The following is a 15,624-nucleotide window of genomic DNA, read 5'->3' as shown; positions in this document are numbered from 1 at the left end:
ACAGGTATTCACATGACCGCTGTACCCGCTGCCAACACCGCTGACCCGTCCAAGACCGAGCGGACCAATCTGCTGGGCCTGCCCGAGGCCAAGCTGGTGGCTTTTTTCGAGTCCTTTGGCGAGAAGCGCTTCCGAGCGACTCAGGTGCTGAAGTGGATTCACCAGCGCGGCGCGGAAAACTTCGACGAGATGACCAACATCAGCAAGTCGCTGCGGGAGAAGCTCAAAGAAGTGGCCGAAATCCGGGCACCGGAAGTCATCCAGCAGTTGGACTCGTCCGACGGCACCCGCAAGTTCCTGATTCGCGTGACCGGCGGCAGCATTGTAGAGACGGTATTTATTCCCGAAGGCGATCGGGGCACCCTGTGTGTCTCCTCCCAAGTGGGCTGCTCGCTCGACTGCAGCTTCTGCGCGACGGGCAAGCAGGGCTTTGACCGGGACCTGACCGCAGCGGAAATCATCGGTCAGGTGTGGATTGCGGCCAAGTCCTTCAATCAGCTTCAGCCCAATGGTCCGCGAAAGGTGACCAACGTGGTGATGATGGGCATGGGCGAGCCGCTGTTGAATTTCGACAATGTCGTGGACTCCATGAACCTGATGATGGAGGACAACGCCTACGGCATCTCCAAGCGGCGGGTGACCCTGAGTACCTCAGGCGTAGTGCCGGCGCTGGACAAGCTGGGGCAGTACACCGACGCCTGCCTGGCGATTTCCCTGCACGCGCCCAACGATGAACTGCGCAACGAGCTGGTGCCGATCAACAAAAAGTACCCCATCGCCGTGCTGCTCGATTCCGCCAAGCGCTACATCGCGGGTTTGCCCGATACCCATCGGCGCATTACCATCGAGTACACCATGATTGATCATGTCAACGATCGTCCGGAACACGCCCACCAATTGGCGGAACTGCTTCAGGATGTACCGGTAAAAATCAATCTGATCCCGTTCAACCCGTTCAAACTGTCCGACTACAAACGGGCCAGTAACAATGCGATTCGTCGGTTCCAGACCATTTTGATGGAAGCGGGCTATATCACTACCATCCGTACCACGCGGGGTGAGGACATTGATGCCGCCTGTGGTCAGCTCGCGGGCACGGTCAACGATATGACCAAGCGCAGTGAGCGGTACCGGGCGAAGTTTGACGAACTGCAAACCGTAAAAATAATTGCGCCGTCTCCCTGACGAGCGTCTGTGACCAAGAGGTAAGGGTGATGATAAAAGCACATAGAAACCCGCGCCGAGTATGGCGTTCAATGGCCGCGCTGGGATTGCTGGCGTTGCTCGGGCTGGGCGGCTGCGTGACCCAGACCAGCGGTCCGCAAGTGGACCGCGAGGCAGCCCTGGATACCCACTATCGATTGGCCATGGCGTACATCGACAACCGTAACCGGGACTCGGCTCGTCACCATATTGAGAAAGCGTTTGAACTCGATGATGACTCGGCCAAAGCCTACGCGGCACAGGCCATGCTGCTTCAACTGGAAGGTGAGGTGGAGCGTGCTGAGGACAGCTTCAAGTCGGCGCTTCGGGAAGACCGGAGCTTTTCTCAGGCCCGTAACAACTACGGCGCTTTTCTATTCAGACAACAGCGTTACGAAGAGGCCTATGAGCAGTTCTCAATCGTCAGTGAAGATCTGAGCTACGACAATCGGGCTAGAGCGCTGCTCAGCCTGGGGCGCACCGCCAAGCAACTGGGGCGTGAAGAGCGCGCCCGTGCGGCGTTTGAACATGCGTTTACCCTGGATCGACGCCTGGCGCCGGTCCTGTTGGAGCTGGCAGACATCAGTTTCCAGGACAAAGAATACGCGCAGGCCAAGCGCTACCTGGATCAGTACGGCGAGGTGTCTCGTCAGTCGGCCCGTTCGCTGCTGTTGGGTATTAAAATCGAAAGGATCTTCGGCAACCAAGACAAAGAAGCCAGTTATGCGCTGGCATTGAAAAATCGCTTTCCTTATTCCGATGAGTATCTGGAATACAAACGCGAAATGAGTCGTTGAGGTCCTGATGTCAACTGAAGAACAACCCGCCGAGGCCGAGGTTCCGGAGCTCGCCCCGGAGGCGTACCCAGGCGCGCTGCTCAAAGCCGCGCGGGAAAAGGCCAAGCTCAGTGAAGAGGATGTCGCCCGCGAGCTGCGGATGACCGTCAGCAAGGTGCGTGCTCTGGAGGCGGACGATTACGATCGGCTGCACTCCGATACGTTCATTCGCGGTTATCTGCGTACTTACGCGAAACTGCTCGGCCTGGAACCCGAGGACCTGCTTCAGGCCTACAAGCAGGCTCGGCGTCAGGCCGGGTTGGCGGATGATCCCGAAGAAAGCCCGTTGAAAATCAATGTGCCCGAGCCGACCCGGTCCCTGTGGAAATTTGTGCTCTGGATTCTGGTGTTGCTGGCGGGCATCTGGGCACTGTCGGTCTGGTTTCTGGGCAACCGGCAGGATCCCGTGGCGGATAGCGCCATGGTGGACCCGATCAGTGAACTGAAGGCGCCAGCGCCGACGTCGGCCCTGACTGAGGAGCCGGCAGTTGAACAAGAAGCGGTAGCGGGCAGTGTGGACGATGGGACCGAGGAAGCGACTGAGGCAGCGCCGACCGCAAGCGCCGAGACGAACTCGGCCGCGGCGTTGACCGGCTCTGAACCTCCGGCAGCGTCAAGCGGTGCCGTGGAGCCTCTGGCAGCAACGGAAGTGAGCAGTCCCGGTGCGTCAATGAACGACCCGGAAGTGCTCGATCAGCTGCGTTTGACCTTCTCGGAAGAATGCTGGGTAGAAGTGACCGACAGCCGTGGGGACGTGCTCGAAACCGATCTGCTTCAGCCCGGTCGGGAATTGTTGCTCTCCGGTGAGGCGCCCTTTACGGTGAAGCTCGGCAATGCCGGCGCGGCCCAGGTTGAGCTCAACGGTGAGCGTTTTGATTTTGTTCCGCCGGTCAGTGGTCGCCTGATGACCCTGACGGTCAATTGATACCCCTGAACCGAACCATCACAGGATCGCATCATGCACAGTGAGTCGCCCATTGTACGCCGTCAGTCCCGCCAGATTATGGTTGGCAATGTGCCCGTTGGGGGCGGAGCGCCGATCTCCGTGCAGAGCATGACCAACACCGAAACCACCGATGTGGCCGCGACCGTCGATCAGATTCAGCGCCTGCAGCTTGCCGGAGCGGATATCGTGCGCGTCTCGGTCCCGAGCATGGAGGCCGCCGAAGCCTTCGGAGCCATCCGCAAACAGGTGGATATTCCCCTGGTGGCGGATATCCACTTTGATTACCGCATTGCCTTGCGGGTGGCGGACTTGGGTGTGGATTGTCTGCGCATCAATCCCGGCAACATCGGACGGGAAAAGCGCATTCGCGCGGTGGTGGACAAAGCGCGGGATATGAATATCCCGATCCGCATTGGCGTCAACGCCGGCTCTCTGGAAAAAGATCTGCAGAAAAAGTACGGCGAGCCTACTCCGGATGCGCTGGTCGAATCGGCCCTGCGGCATGTGGAGATTCTCGATCAACTGAATTTTTACGACTTCAAGGTCAGCGTCAAGGCCTCGGATGTCTTTATGGCGGTCGCCGCTTACCGCAAGCTGGCCCGGGAAATTGATCAGCCGCTGCACCTCGGCATCACCGAAGCCGGCGGTCTACGGGCGGGTACCGTAAAGTCGGCGGTCGGCCTGGGCGCGCTGTTGATGGATGGCATCGGCGACACCGTGCGCATTTCCCTGGCAGCGGATCCGGTGGAAGAGGTTAAGGTCGCCTGGGATCTGCTCAAGAGCCTGAAGCTGCGTAACAAGGGAGTGAACTTTATTGCCTGCCCAAGCTGCTCCCGGCAGAACTTCGATGTCATCAAGACCATGAACGAGCTGGAAATGCGCGTGGAAGACATCACCGTGCCGCTGGATGTTGCGGTGATTGGCTGCGTGGTCAACGGCCCGGGTGAGGCCAAAGAAGCCGACCTGGGGCTCGCCGGCGGTACCCCCAACAATCTGGTGTATATCGACGGGGCACCGAGTCAGAAGCTCGCCAATGACACTCTGGTGGACGATCTGGAGCGGTTGATCCGCGCCAAGGCCGAGGAGAAAAAAGCGCGCCTGGAAAAAGAGGAAGCGAATCTGATTGTGCGGGGATAGACCCGGTGACGGCGGATGCGGGCTTCGCCCTTATCCGCCCTACGCTTGGCTGCGGAGGTTGCGTAGGGCGGATAAGCGAAGCGCATCCGCCGTAACCAGGGTTCGACGATCCTGAGCGAAGAAAGTCCGCCGCAACCCAAACTAAAGCATCAAACACCAAAGAAGATTTTAGGAACCCACTTTGAAAAAACTGCAAGCCATTCGAGGAATGAACGACCTGCTGCCGGATGAGAGCGGACAGTGGCAGTACCTGGAAAATACCCTCAAGTCCATCCTCCAGCAATACAGCTATCGGGAAATCCGTTTCCCGATCGTCGAGAGCACCGAGCTGTTCAAGCGCTCCATCGGTGAAGTGACCGACATTGTGGAGAAGGAAATGTACACCTTCGATGACCGCAATGGCGATAGTCTCACGCTGCGGCCCGAAGGTACCGCCTCCTGTGTGCGCGCCTGTGAACAGCATGGCCTGTTGTACAACCAGACCCAGCGGCTCTGGTACATGGGCCCCATGTTCCGCCACGAGCGTCCGCAGAAAGGCCGCTACCGTCAGTTTCACCAACTGGGGGTCGAAGTGTTCGGCATGACCGGGCCGGATATTGATGCCGAAGTATTGCTGCTCAGTGCGCGCATGCTGCGCGCGCTGGGTGTGGCCGACCAGGTCACGCTGCAGTTGAACAGCCTGGGCAGCAGCGAGGCTCGCGCCGCCTATAAAACCGCGCTGGTGGACTATCTGAGCCAGTACCGCGAGCAATTGGATGAAGACAGTCAGCGTCGCCTGACGTCCAACCCCCTGCGTATTCTGGACAGCAAGAACCCCGACACCCAGAAAATTCTGGATGGTGCGCCGGTACTGCTTGAGCATCTCGACGAAGCGTCTGCCGCCCATTTCGAGCACCTCAAAGCCATGCTGACCGAAGCCGGTGTTCCCTTTGAGGTCAACCCCCGTCTGGTACGAGGGCTTGATTACTATGGGAAAACCGCTTTTGAGTGGGTGACCGACGCCCTGGGCGCCCAGGGTACGGTATGCGCCGGTGGCCGCTATGACGGGTTGGTCGAGCAACTGGGTGGTAAGCCCACGCCGGCCATCGGGTTTGGTATTGGCCTCGAGCGCCTGCTGTTGCTGCTTCAGGCCACCGGGCAACTGCCCGAGGGCCTTGATCGTCGCACTCAGGTCTATCTTGTGGCGGTGGGTGAGGTACAATCCTCGGCCATGCGTTCGGCCGAACGGTTGCGCGATGCGCTGCCGGGGCTGCAGTTGCTGGCCCACTGCGGGGGCGGCAGCTTCAAGAGCCAGATGAAAAAGGCGGACAAAAGCGGCGCCGACATTGCGTTGATTCTGGGGGAGGACGAAGCCCGTAACGGCCAACTCTCACTCAAGTATCTGCGTGAGGATCGGCCCCAGGAAACACTGTCGCTGGACCAGACTATCGAGCAGCTACGGGCCTACTGGCCCGCGCTGAGCAACCTCTGAAACGAATTTTGACAATAACAGGAGTACAACGTGAGCGATCATCTGACTGAAGAAGAACAGCTTGAGGCCCTCAAGCGGTGGTGGAAGGAAAATGGCAAATGGATTGTGACCGCCGTGGTGATTGCGGTGGGCGGCTATTTTGGCTGGAATACCTACCAGGACCAGCAGCAGGCCAAGGCCGAAGCGGGCTCGGCGATATATTCTGAACTGTTGGAAACTTTGGCGGTCGAGGAAGGCAGCGCCGTTTCGGAAGACGATCGTGCGCGGGCCGGCGAGCTTGTTGAACAGCTCAAAACCGAGCATGCCAACAGTGCCTACGGCGCAAATGCGGCGCTGATTCGCGCCCGCTGGGCCGTCGATGAGGGTGACCTGGAAACCGCTGAAAGTGAGTTGCGCTGGGTTCTGGAACAGGAAACCGCGGAGGCAATCCAGCAGCTGGCTCGCCTGCGGTTGGCCCGGGTTCTGTCAGCTCGCGGACAACTCGATGACGCGCTGGCGACCCTGGAGGCTGGCACTCCCGCCGACAGCATTGCGGCCGAATACGCCGAAGCTCGCGGGGACATTCTGAGCGAGCAGGGTGACAACGACGGGGCGGCTCAGGCCTACCAGAGCGCACTGGACTCGCTTGACGCGCAGCAACAGAACCGCGTTCTGCTGCTGCAGATGAAACTGGATAATGTACAACCGGCCACGGCGGACGATACGTCGGGCTCCGAGGAGAATGCTTCATGAGGTTATGCGCAGTAGCGCTTTGTGCTTTGCTGTTTTCCGGCTGTGCGCTGTTTTCGAAAGAAGACGGTACAGAGCCGGTGGAACTGGTGGATTTCGAACCGACGGCGGAGCTGGACATTGTCTGGCGGAGCGGCGTCGGTTCGGGCACCGACAAGGCCGTGGTCAAGTTGCAGCCAGCTCTTGATGGCGACCGGATTTACGCGGCTGATGCCAAGGGTCGCGTGTTCGCCTTCAATCGCGCCAACGGCAAGCGCCTCTGGCGTCAGAAAACCGATGATGCCATTACCGGCGGCGTGAGCAGCAATGCCGGCGTGCTGCTCTACGGCACGGGCAACGGCGAGGTGGTCGCCCTGGCCAATGAGGACGGTAAGGAGCTGTGGCGCACCGCGTTGAGCAGTGAAGTGATTTCCGTTCCCCAGACCAATGGCACTGTGGTGGCCGCCCAGACCATGGATGGCCGACTGCACGCGCTGGATGCCGAGACTGGAGAAACCCGCTGGGCATACGATAGCCCGCCTCCGGTGCTGACGCTGCGGGGTACTGCTTCGCCGCTCATGACGGATTCGGCGGTGATTGCCGGCTTCGCCACGGGCAAGGTGATGGCTTTCAACCCGGATAATGGCCTGGTCCTCTGGGAGCGCCGCGTGGCTCTGCCGCAAGGTCGCTCCGAGATTGAACGCATGGTTGACGTGGATGCTTCTCCGCTGCTGCACGAAGGGGTGGTGTTTGCCGCGTCTTTTCAGGGCAACGTGACTGCTTTGGGCCGCAACAATGGCCGGCCCGTGTGGAGTCAGGAGGCCTCGACCCATAAGGATTTGTCCGCTGAAGGTCGCACTCTGTACCTCTCCGAGGCCGACAGTGTGGTCAAGGCCTTCAGTACCGCGACGGGTGAAATGCGCTGGCAGAACGATCAGTTGCTGCGCCGCCTCATCAATGGCCCCCAGGTCGTTGGTGACTACCTGGCGGTGGGGGATTATGACGGCTACCTGCATCTGCTCAAGCGCGATGATGGCAGCTTCGCCGCCCGCCGCCGCCTTGATCGGGGCGGTATTTCCGGCACCATGGTCACCGATGGCGACACCCTGTATGTGCAGACCGATGGCGGACGCCTGGTAGCACTTGAGGTCAAGCCTCGGGATTGATAGTTCCCTCGTTAACTGCCTCGCCGCCGACCTCCTGACCGGGGTTTCGGCGGCGATCTCGTTTATGGCTGTATAAAAAGTCCCCAATCCGCTATCCTAGGCGCCTTTGCGTTCTACCGATCTTCGATGCCTCCATTATGATTCCAGTTATTGCCCTGGTGGGCCGCCCCAATGTGGGCAAATCCACGCTGTTCAACCGTCTGACCCAATCCCGGGATGCGCTCGTGGCGAATTACGCCGGGCTGACCCGCGACCGGAAATACGGTGAAGGGCAGGCGGAAGGCCGCCGTTTTATGGTGATTGATACCGGCGGTATCAGCGGCGAGGAAGAGGGCATCGATAGCGCCATGGCGGGCCAGTCCCTGCAGGCGATTCAGGAAGCGGACATTGTGCTGTTTATTCTGGATGCCCGGGCCGGACTGACCGCGGCGGATGAAATGATCGCCCGGCATCTGCGGGTGCAGAACAAAAAGACCTATCTGGTCGCCAACAAGATTGACGGTGTAGACCCGGACCTGGCCCTGGCGCCGTTCTATGAGTTGGGGCTGGGCGAGATTTTCCCGACCACGGCCACCCATGGCCGGGGCGTCAAGTCCATGATGTCCGATGTGGTGGCCGAGCTGCCGGTTGAGGAAGTGGTACCGGCCCCGACCAATCAAGGCATCAAGATCGCGGTGGTGGGCCGGCCCAATGTGGGTAAATCCACGCTGGTCAACCGGATGCTTGGTGAGGATCGGGTGGTGGTCTATGATCAACCGGGTACCACCCGGGATAGCGTCTATATTCATTACGAGCGGTTTGAAAAGCACTATACCCTGATCGACACCGCCGGCGTTCGCCGGCGCAAAAACGTGTCCGAGTCGGTCGAGAAGTTCTCGATCGTGAAAACCCTCCAGGCCATTGACGATGCTCACGTCGCCATTCTGGTGATGGACGCCAGTGAAGGCGTGGTGGATCAGGACCTGCACCTGATGGGCAACGTCCTTGATGCCGGTCGAGGGCTGGTGATTGCTCTGAACAAGTGGGATGGTCTGGACGATGGCCACAAGCAATATGTGCGCAACGAACTCGAGCGCCGGTTGCGCTTTGTGGACTTTGCCAAAATCCATTTTATTTCCGCCTTGCATGGCACCGGGGTAGGGCACTTGTATGAATCCGTAGAGGGTGCCTACAAGTCCGCCACGGACAAGTTCTCCACGAATTTCCTGACCCGCATCCTGCAGGATGCGGTGCGCGAGCATCAGCCTCCCATGGTGCAGGGGCGCCGTATCAAACTGCGCTACGCTCACCCCGGTGGCCACAATCCGCCCATTGTGGTGATTCACGGCAATCAGACCGAGGCGGTGCCCAGTCACTACGCGCGCTATCTGGAAAAGACCTTTCGCCAGGTTCTGAAGCTCGAGGGAACGCCGGTACGGATCGAGTTCAAATCCAGCGAAAACCCCTTCGCCGGACGCCCCTCCAAACCCAAAAACCAGGGCGGGCGAGGGCCGGGTAACCGCGGTCCGGGCAGTAAAGGCGCCAAAGGCAAGTCGCCCTCAGGCCCCGGAAAAGAGCGCAAGGCGCCGCGTGGTCGACGCCCTTGATGCGTGCGGCGTGACATCATTCCCGGGGTAGACGAATGAGTAACCTGCTTCTGATTCTGGCGTGTCTTGGTATCGGTCTGCTATTGCAGCGATCGAGCCGGATGCCCCGGGATGCGGCCAGTGCGCTCAATCTCTACGTCTTGTATGTCGCGCTGCCGGCAATGATCCTCACCGAAATTCCCAAACTGACCCTGGATCAACGGGCGCTGTTGCCGGTGATCAGTACCTGGGTGGTGATGGCATCGACCGCCGCACTGGTCTGGCTGACGGCGCGCGGGTTCGGCTGGTCCCGTTCGGTGACCGGCGCCTTGATGCTGGTGATCGTGCTCGGCAATACCTCCTTTGTCGGTATTCCCCTGATTCAGGCACTGCTCCCACCTGAAGCACTACCCTACGCACTGCTTTACGATCAGACCGGCACGGTGATCGCCCTGAATACCTATGCGGTCATTGTGGCGGCCTGGTATAGCGGGCAGGACACCTCCTGGCGTAAAGTCAGCCGCACCATCTTTACCTTTCCGCCGTTCGTGGTGCTGTTGCTCGCGTTTGCGACCTTCCCGCTGGATTACCCGCATTGGTTCACTTACGCCACCGGACGGATTGCGGAGAGCTTGGTGCCGGTGGTGATGGTGGCGGTGGGGCTGCAGTGGCAGTTGAAACTGGATAAGGAACACCTGCTCCCGCTGACCGTGGGTCTGGGGTATAAGCTGGTATTGATTCCGGCGATTGTGTTTGCGGTGTTCGCCGTGCTGGATCTGCACTCCGTGGCGGCGCAGGCGGTCGCGTTACAGACGGCAATGCCGGCGATGATTTCGGCGGGCGTGGTGGCTATGGCTCATGGTTTGGCGCCGAGGCTGGTGTCNACCATTGTCGGTTACGGNNTGTTGCTGTCGCTGGTGACCGTGCCGCTTTGGAGTCAGTTGCTGTAAGGGTGTGATTGTCGGCTTACGCGCGNTGCGCTAAGCCGACCTACTCGNNGCTCAGGAAGACCGTTCCGTAGGTCGGCTTAGGCCAAAGGCCGTAAGCCGACAACCACCTCGGGCGCGCTTAAGCNGACANCTCCCTCCCATTTACGCCTGATGCCAAAACGGCTGCCCGATGGTCGGCGTGCTGGGGCTGGCCGTCTGCCGGCGGGTCATCAATCCGGCTNTGAAGGCTTTTCGGCCNGCATCAATNGCNTCGGCAAACGCCTCGGCCATCAAGGGCGGGTTGTGTGCTTTCGCCACTGCGGTGTTCAGCAGCACACCATCAAACCCCATCTCCATCGCNTCGGTAGCCTGCGAGGGGGCGCCCANNCCNGCATCAATGATCAGCGGCGTGTCCGGCAAGCGCTCGCGCAGGGTTCTCAGATTGTAGCGATTGAGCAGCCCCTGACCNGTCCCGATGGGNGANCCCCAGGGCATCAANACCTCGCAGCCCACATCAAGCAGNCGNTGGCCNANAATCAGNTCGTCGGTGCANTAGGGCAGNACCTTGAAGCCTTTCTGAATCAATTGTCCGGCGGCATCGACGAGNCCAAAGGGGTCCGGNTGCAGATTGTAATCATCGCCGATGACCTCCAGCTTGACCCATTCGGTGTTGAATATTTCCCGNCTCATTTCCGCCAGGGTCACGGCTTCCTTGACCGTTTTACAGCCNGCGGTGTTGGGCAGTAATCGACAGCCGCTGCGCTGAATCATTTGCCAGAACGCATCGCCGCTGCCCTCGGTCGGGTTTTGCCGACGCAGCCCCAGNGTGACNACCTCGCAGCGCCCGGACTGAATNGCGTCCAGCATGCATTGTGGTGAAGGGTAGAGNGCGGTCCCCAGCAGAAACCGGCTGTCGAACGATTCNCCGTANAAAACCAATNGATCCTGNGACATGATCANCCTCCTCCCACGGGNCGAACCACATCGACCTGATCGCTGNTTTGCAGAACCACCTGCGGGTACTGTGCCCGGGGNANAAATTCACTGTTGATGGCAACNGCCACNGGCTGGTCNGCATACTGCCACCGCTGCAGAGCNTCGNTCAGGGGCGTGTCGGCGGGCANCTCAACCCGCTCGTTGTTCAGACTNACNANTATCATTGAGAGCGTTCCGGGAGAGNTTCAATAAATGGGGTGCNAATTCGGTGTCGGCGCCTNCGTCGATCATCGCCANCACCTGATCGACCACCGCCGGTGCCAGCAGATANCCGTGCCGGAANAGGCCGTTCACNCGTAGCAGGCGATCTTCNCGNGTGATCCNNGGNTTNTTGTCCGGCANNGCGGGNCGCAGATTGACGGACTGCTCGACGATTCGNGCTTCGGAAAAGGCCGGCGCCANNGTNTACAGCGCGCTGCTCAATTCCAGTGACGATTGCANCGACATGGGCGAGCGNTCTTCACTTTCTATCTGNGTGGCGCCNATCACAAAGTGATGGTCGGGNTTGGGNACGACGTAGAGCTGNTAGCGCGGGTGCATCAACCGAANTGGCCGGTTCANNGTCAGGTCCCGNGTCTGCACCTGTAATATTTCACCGCGNACNCCGCGCAATTCCGGGAANCCGGACTTGGCGCCCNTGCCCCGGCANTCAATCACCTGATCGAAACGGCGNGGGCCCGACGGNGTGTGTATCAGGCCGGACTCCAGCTCCACCTCGCAATCAAANACGCAGTGACCGCCCAACTCCCGCAGGGCATTCCCGAGCGCGGTGAACAGGGTGNGATTGTCCAGATGCCCTTCGTTTTCCAGGAGAAGCCCATGCTGGAACTGGTCGTTCAGATCTGGCTCCAACGAGTGAAGCGCNGGGCGGGTCAACCACTGGTAACCCTGGGTGTCGCCGGTGACGTGGTACAGGTCCCGGTAAAACTGGGTCAGTTCNGACTGNTCCTGGGGATGGGCCACCACCAGGCTGCCNTTGAATTGCCACAGCGGNCGNCGGTGCGCNGGTAACTGNTTNACCCACTGNGGCCACTGACGCAGGGCGTAGCGGCCCATATCGTAGATAAACCGGTCGGAGACGACCGCTTCGCTAAGCGGCGCGACCATNCCCGCCGCNGTCCAGGCGGCGGCCTGGGTGCCGTGTTCCGGGCCGCGNTCAAACAGCATGACGCGGTGCCCTTTGCGGAGCANCTGCCAGGCGATCANNCGCCCGAGCAGGCCCGCACCGGCAATACCGATGGAAAGTTTTGCATGACTCATAAGACCTCAAACACAAAGGTANAGCGTGTGAGATCAGGAGTTTGAAGCAGGGGAAGGGGGCCAGACAGGGCCAGGCTCGCTTGTTTCCTCCGCAGGCATCAACCTGATCAGGTTCAACGGGTTTCGGTNTGACCGATCTCAGCCCCTTACGCAGGGCACCCCGACAAGTTCGTATTTATAGTAACCAGAGCGAAAGCCAGAATCAACGGTTACGGCGGATGCGNAGNGCGTACAAGNCCGCGTAGGGCGGATAAGCCGAAGGCGCATCCGCCGNAAANCAAACCNCTACTCCTCCACCCGACTGAGAATCTCCCCGGCCGCCACCCGCGTTCGGATCCGCTCCCCGGGCTTCACCTGCGCCGCATCCCGAATCACCTCACCGGCGTCGTTGTGCACGATGGCATAACCGCGCTCCAGCGTGTTCAGCGGACTCACCCCGTGCAACAATCGCCCGGCTTCGCTCAGTCGCTGGCGCTGCTGCTTCAAGGTCTGTTGCATCTGTCGGTTCAGCCGCTGGCGAAGCTGCTCGATGCGGGTTTGCCATTGGCGAAGTTGTGGCTCCGGCCGNTGCGCTTTCTGGCGAGCCGCGAGATTGTCCAGGCGCTGGCGTGCCTGCCCCAATCGCTGCTGCATGACGCGACGCAAACGCAGCTCCAGGCTGTCCANACGCTGGCTTTGTTGCTGCAAACGCTCCCCGGGATGACGCAGGCGCTTNCTGAGATGTTGCAGATGNTGTTGCTCGGCCTGNAGGCGGCGACGCGTCAGTTGGGTCAGGCGCTGCTCGTAGCNGCGAAACCTGACCAACCATTCGCTGGCGTCGGGCACCACCAACTCCGCAGCAGCGGAGGGGGTCGGCGCGCGCAGGTCGGCGACAAAATCGGCGATGGTGANATCCACTTCGTGACCCACGGCGCTGATCACCGGTAGGTCGCTGGCGGCAATGGCCCGGGCCACCACTTCCTCGTTAAACGGCCACAGGTCCTCCANGGAACCACCACCCCGGCCCAGAATCAGTACATCAAACAGCCCCGATCGGTTNGCCAACGACAGGGCCTCAACAATCGCGGGAGCGGCCTCTTTGCCCTGCACGGGTACCGGCACCAGGGTGACCGGAATGCTCGGGANGCGGCGCTGCAGCACGGTGAGAATATCCCGNACCGCNGCGCCNCTGGCCGAGGTGATCACGCCAATATGACGGGGCAGGGCGGGAATGGGCCGCTTGCGGGCCGGGTCGAACAGGCCCTCCTGCGCGAGCTTNTGTTTGAGNGCCTCAAAGGCNCGNTGCAGGGCGCCGGCGCCGGCCTCCTCCATGTGCTCGGCAATCAGCTGATAATCGCCGCGGTTCTCNTACAGGCTGACCCGGGCCCGTAACAGTACTTGCTGGCCCTGCTGTGGATTGAAGCGCACCTGCTGGTTGCGGCCGCGAAACATGGCACAGCGCACCTGGGCCTGATCGTCCTTCAGAGTGAAGTACCAGTGGCCGGAGGAGGGGCGGGCAAAGTTGGAGATCTCCCCCTCCACCCAGATCAGGGGCAGGTGGGTTTCCAGCAACTGCTTGGCGCGCCGGTTGAGTTGGCTGACAGAGAAAATCGGCCGTTCGGAGGTGGTTGTGGGGTCATTTTCAAACATGCTGGCATTATACCCAAACCGGACAGGGCTTATGTCGAAAATGACTGGNAAAACAATGACTTTTAACCGGTGATGGCAGTTTACCCACAGCCGTGTGGGCGGTATAATTGACGGTTTACTTATCTCAGGATAAAGGTTGGCTGTATGTTGCGTATTGCTGAAGAAGCCCTCACGTTCGACGACGTTTTGCTCCTGCCGGGCTATTCAGACGTCACGCCCAAAGACGTCTCACTGAAAACCCGGCTGACCCGCGGCATTCAACTGAATATTCCGCTGATTTCCTCCGCCATGGATACCGTCACCGAAGCGCGCCTGGCCATTGCCATGGCCCAGGAAGGTGGCATCGGTATCATCCATAAAAGCATGAGNATCGAAAAGCAGGCTCAGGAAGTCCGCCTGGTCAAGAAGTTCGAGGCCGGCGTGGTCAAAGATCCGATCACCATCGACTCGAACGCCACCATCAGCGACCTGCTGGCCCTGACCCGGCAGAACAACTTCTCCGGCTTGCCGGTGCTGGACAACGGTGACCTGGTGGGTATCGTCACCGGTCGCGACGTGCGGTTTGAAACCAACCTGGAGGCCAAGGTCTCCAGCATCATGACGCCGAAAGAAAAGCTGGTGACCGTCAAAGAAGGTGCCAGCAACGACGAAGTGCGCAGCCTGTTGCACAAGCACCGTATCGAAAAAGTCCTGGTGGTCAATGACAACTTCGAGCTGAAGGGCCTGATTACCGTCAAGGACATCAACAAAGCCGAAAAATACCCCAACGCCTGNAAAGACCCGGAAGGTCGCCTGCGCGTGGGCGCCAGNGTCGGCACCAGCCCGGACACCCCTGACCGGGTCGCCGCTCTGGTTCAGGCCGGTGTGGACGTGATCGTGGTGGACACTGCCCACGGCCACTCCAAAAACGTGATCGAGGGCGTCCGTCGCATCAAGAAAGATTATCCGGAGCTGCAGGTCATCGGCGGCAACATCGCCACCGGCGACGCCGCCAAAGCCCTGGTTGAAGCCGGCGCCGACGCGGTCAAAGTGGGCATCGGCCCCGGCTCCATCTGCACCACCCGCATCGTCAGTGGCGTGGGCGTACCGCAGATCAGCGCCATTGCCAATGTCGTGGACGGCCTGAAAGGCATTGACATCCCCATCATCGCCGACGGTGGCGTACGCTTCTCCGGCGACCTGGCCAAAGCCATCGTCGCCGGCGCCCACACCGTCATGATGGGCTCCATGTTCGCCGGCACCGAAGAAGCCCCGGGCGAAGTGGAACTGTTCCAGGGCCGCACCTACAAAGCCTACCGCGGCATGGGCTCCATGGGCGCCATGTCCCAGACCCAGGGCTCCAGCGACCGCTACTTCCAGGACGCCAGCCAGGGTGCTGAAAAACTCGTTCCGGAAGGCATCGAAGGCCGCGTACCCTACAAAGGCCCGCTCAACGCCATCGTCCATCAACTGATGGGCGGCCTGCGCGCGGCCATGGGCTACACCGGCAGCCACAACATCGACGAAATGCGCACCCAGCCGCAATTCGTCCGCGTCACCTCTGCCGGCATGGGTGAAAGCCACGTCCACGACGTACAGATCACCAAAGAAGCCCCGAACTATCCGGTAGGGCGGTAACACAGATTATTCTGGTTCAGGTTCTTACTGGTGTCGCCAGTGAATCTTGCGCAACACCAAGGGCCGATGCGGGGTATGGCCTTTAAAGACTCTCGGAGGCAGGGAGCCGACGAGAAGCCCCCAGGGATGGGTTCACGGCGGGTCTTTAAAGGCCATACCCC

Annotated in this window: 14 protein-coding genes and 1 riboswitch; of the genes, 10 read left to right on the top strand and 4 right to left on the bottom strand. The window is 60.4% G+C overall.

What is annotated here, in order from left to right; all coding sequences use genetic code 11:
* Positions 1-12: 12 nt before the first annotated feature.
* The 9 genes from rlmN to CMG77_RS02325 all read left to right on the top strand — a co-directional run bounded on the left by rlmN (position 13) and on the right by CMG77_RS02325 (position 9,982).
* Positions 13-1,185, top strand: a complete 1,173-nt coding sequence (rlmN, locus tag CMG77_RS02365) for a dual-specificity RNA methyltransferase RlmN (protein ID WP_123637124.1) — start codon at positions 13-15, stop codon at positions 1,183-1,185.
* A gap of 71 nt (positions 1,186-1,256) precedes the next feature.
* Positions 1,257-2,000 (top strand): type IV pilus biogenesis/stability protein PilW, encoded by a 744-nt coding sequence (pilW, locus tag CMG77_RS02360; RefSeq protein WP_123637125.1) that lies wholly within the window; start codon positions 1,257-1,259, stop codon positions 1,998-2,000.
* Positions 2,001-2,007: 7 nt separating this feature from the next.
* Entirely contained in the window at positions 2,008-2,964 is a 957-nt protein-coding gene (locus CMG77_RS02355) for a RodZ domain-containing protein (protein ID WP_286804552.1), read from the top strand.
* A gap of 33 nt (positions 2,965-2,997) precedes the next feature.
* Positions 2,998-4,122: a flavodoxin-dependent (E)-4-hydroxy-3-methylbut-2-enyl-diphosphate synthase gene (gene ispG / locus CMG77_RS02350; RefSeq protein ID WP_024459863.1), complete on the top strand. Its 1,125-nt coding sequence runs from the start codon at positions 2,998-3,000 to the stop codon at positions 4,120-4,122.
* 181 nt (positions 4,123-4,303) lie between these two features.
* Positions 4,304-5,593, top strand: a complete 1,290-nt coding sequence (gene hisS / locus CMG77_RS02345) for a histidine--tRNA ligase (protein ID WP_123637127.1) — start codon at positions 4,304-4,306, stop codon at positions 5,591-5,593.
* 30 nt (positions 5,594-5,623) lie between these two features.
* The gene (locus CMG77_RS02340; RefSeq protein WP_024459865.1) at positions 5,624-6,325 is read left to right on the top strand and encodes a YfgM family protein; all 702 of its coding nucleotides are present in this window, start codon (positions 5,624-5,626) and stop codon (positions 6,323-6,325) included.
* The gene (bamB, locus tag CMG77_RS02335) at positions 6,322-7,467 is read left to right on the top strand and encodes an outer membrane protein assembly factor BamB (protein ID WP_286806692.1); all 1,146 of its coding nucleotides are present in this window, start codon (positions 6,322-6,324) and stop codon (positions 7,465-7,467) included. The genes CMG77_RS02340 and bamB overlap by 4 nt, the downstream gene beginning before the upstream one ends.
* A gap of 137 nt (positions 7,468-7,604) precedes the next feature.
* The gene (gene der / locus CMG77_RS02330; protein ID WP_024459867.1) at positions 7,605-9,053 is read left to right on the top strand and encodes a ribosome biogenesis GTPase Der; all 1,449 of its coding nucleotides are present in this window, start codon (positions 7,605-7,607) and stop codon (positions 9,051-9,053) included.
* Between the two features lie 35 nt (positions 9,054-9,088).
* Positions 9,089-9,982, top strand: coding sequence for an AEC family transporter (locus tag CMG77_RS02325; RefSeq protein ID WP_286903550.1), 894 nt, complete (start codon positions 9,089-9,091; stop codon positions 9,980-9,982).
* A 141-nt stretch (positions 9,983-10,123) separates the two neighbouring features.
* On the opposite strand, the gene CMG77_RS02320 is transcribed toward CMG77_RS02325, so the two are convergent.
* The 4 genes from CMG77_RS02320 to xseA all read right to left on the bottom strand — a co-directional run bounded on the left by CMG77_RS02320 (position 10,124) and on the right by xseA (position 13,846).
* Positions 10,124-10,915, bottom strand: a complete 792-nt coding sequence (locus tag CMG77_RS02320; protein WP_286903549.1) for a thiazole synthase — start codon at positions 10,913-10,915, stop codon at positions 10,124-10,126.
* A 2-nt stretch (positions 10,916-10,917) separates the two neighbouring features.
* Positions 10,918-11,121, bottom strand: a complete 204-nt coding sequence (thiS, locus tag CMG77_RS02315) for a sulfur carrier protein ThiS (RefSeq protein WP_286903548.1) — start codon at positions 11,119-11,121, stop codon at positions 10,918-10,920.
* On the bottom strand, positions 11,087-12,217 hold the full coding sequence (locus tag CMG77_RS15725; RefSeq protein WP_353743442.1) for an FAD-dependent oxidoreductase: 1,131 nt from the start codon (positions 12,215-12,217) through the stop codon (positions 11,087-11,089). Before CMG77_RS15725 ends, thiS begins: the two co-directional genes overlap by 35 nt.
* Positions 12,218-12,284: 67 nt before the next feature.
* Positions 12,285-12,390, bottom strand: a riboswitch (TPP riboswitch).
* 112 nt (positions 12,391-12,502) lie between these two features.
* Positions 12,503-13,846, bottom strand: a complete 1,344-nt coding sequence (gene xseA / locus CMG77_RS02310; RefSeq protein WP_286903547.1) for an exodeoxyribonuclease VII large subunit — start codon at positions 13,844-13,846, stop codon at positions 12,503-12,505.
* Positions 13,847-13,990: 144 nt separating this feature from the next.
* Here xseA and guaB point away from each other — a divergent pair, with 144 nt between their 5' ends.
* Positions 13,991-15,463, top strand: a complete 1,473-nt coding sequence (gene guaB, locus CMG77_RS02305) for an IMP dehydrogenase (RefSeq protein WP_286903546.1) — start codon at positions 13,991-13,993, stop codon at positions 15,461-15,463.
* Positions 15,464-15,624: the final 161 nt, after the last annotated feature.

Source organism: Marinimicrobium sp. (assembly GCF_002695945.1).
Lineage (GTDB): Bacteria > Pseudomonadota > Gammaproteobacteria > Pseudomonadales > Cellvibrionaceae > Marinimicrobium > Marinimicrobium koreense.
This window is presented reverse-complemented; position numbering and strand designations above follow the sequence as displayed.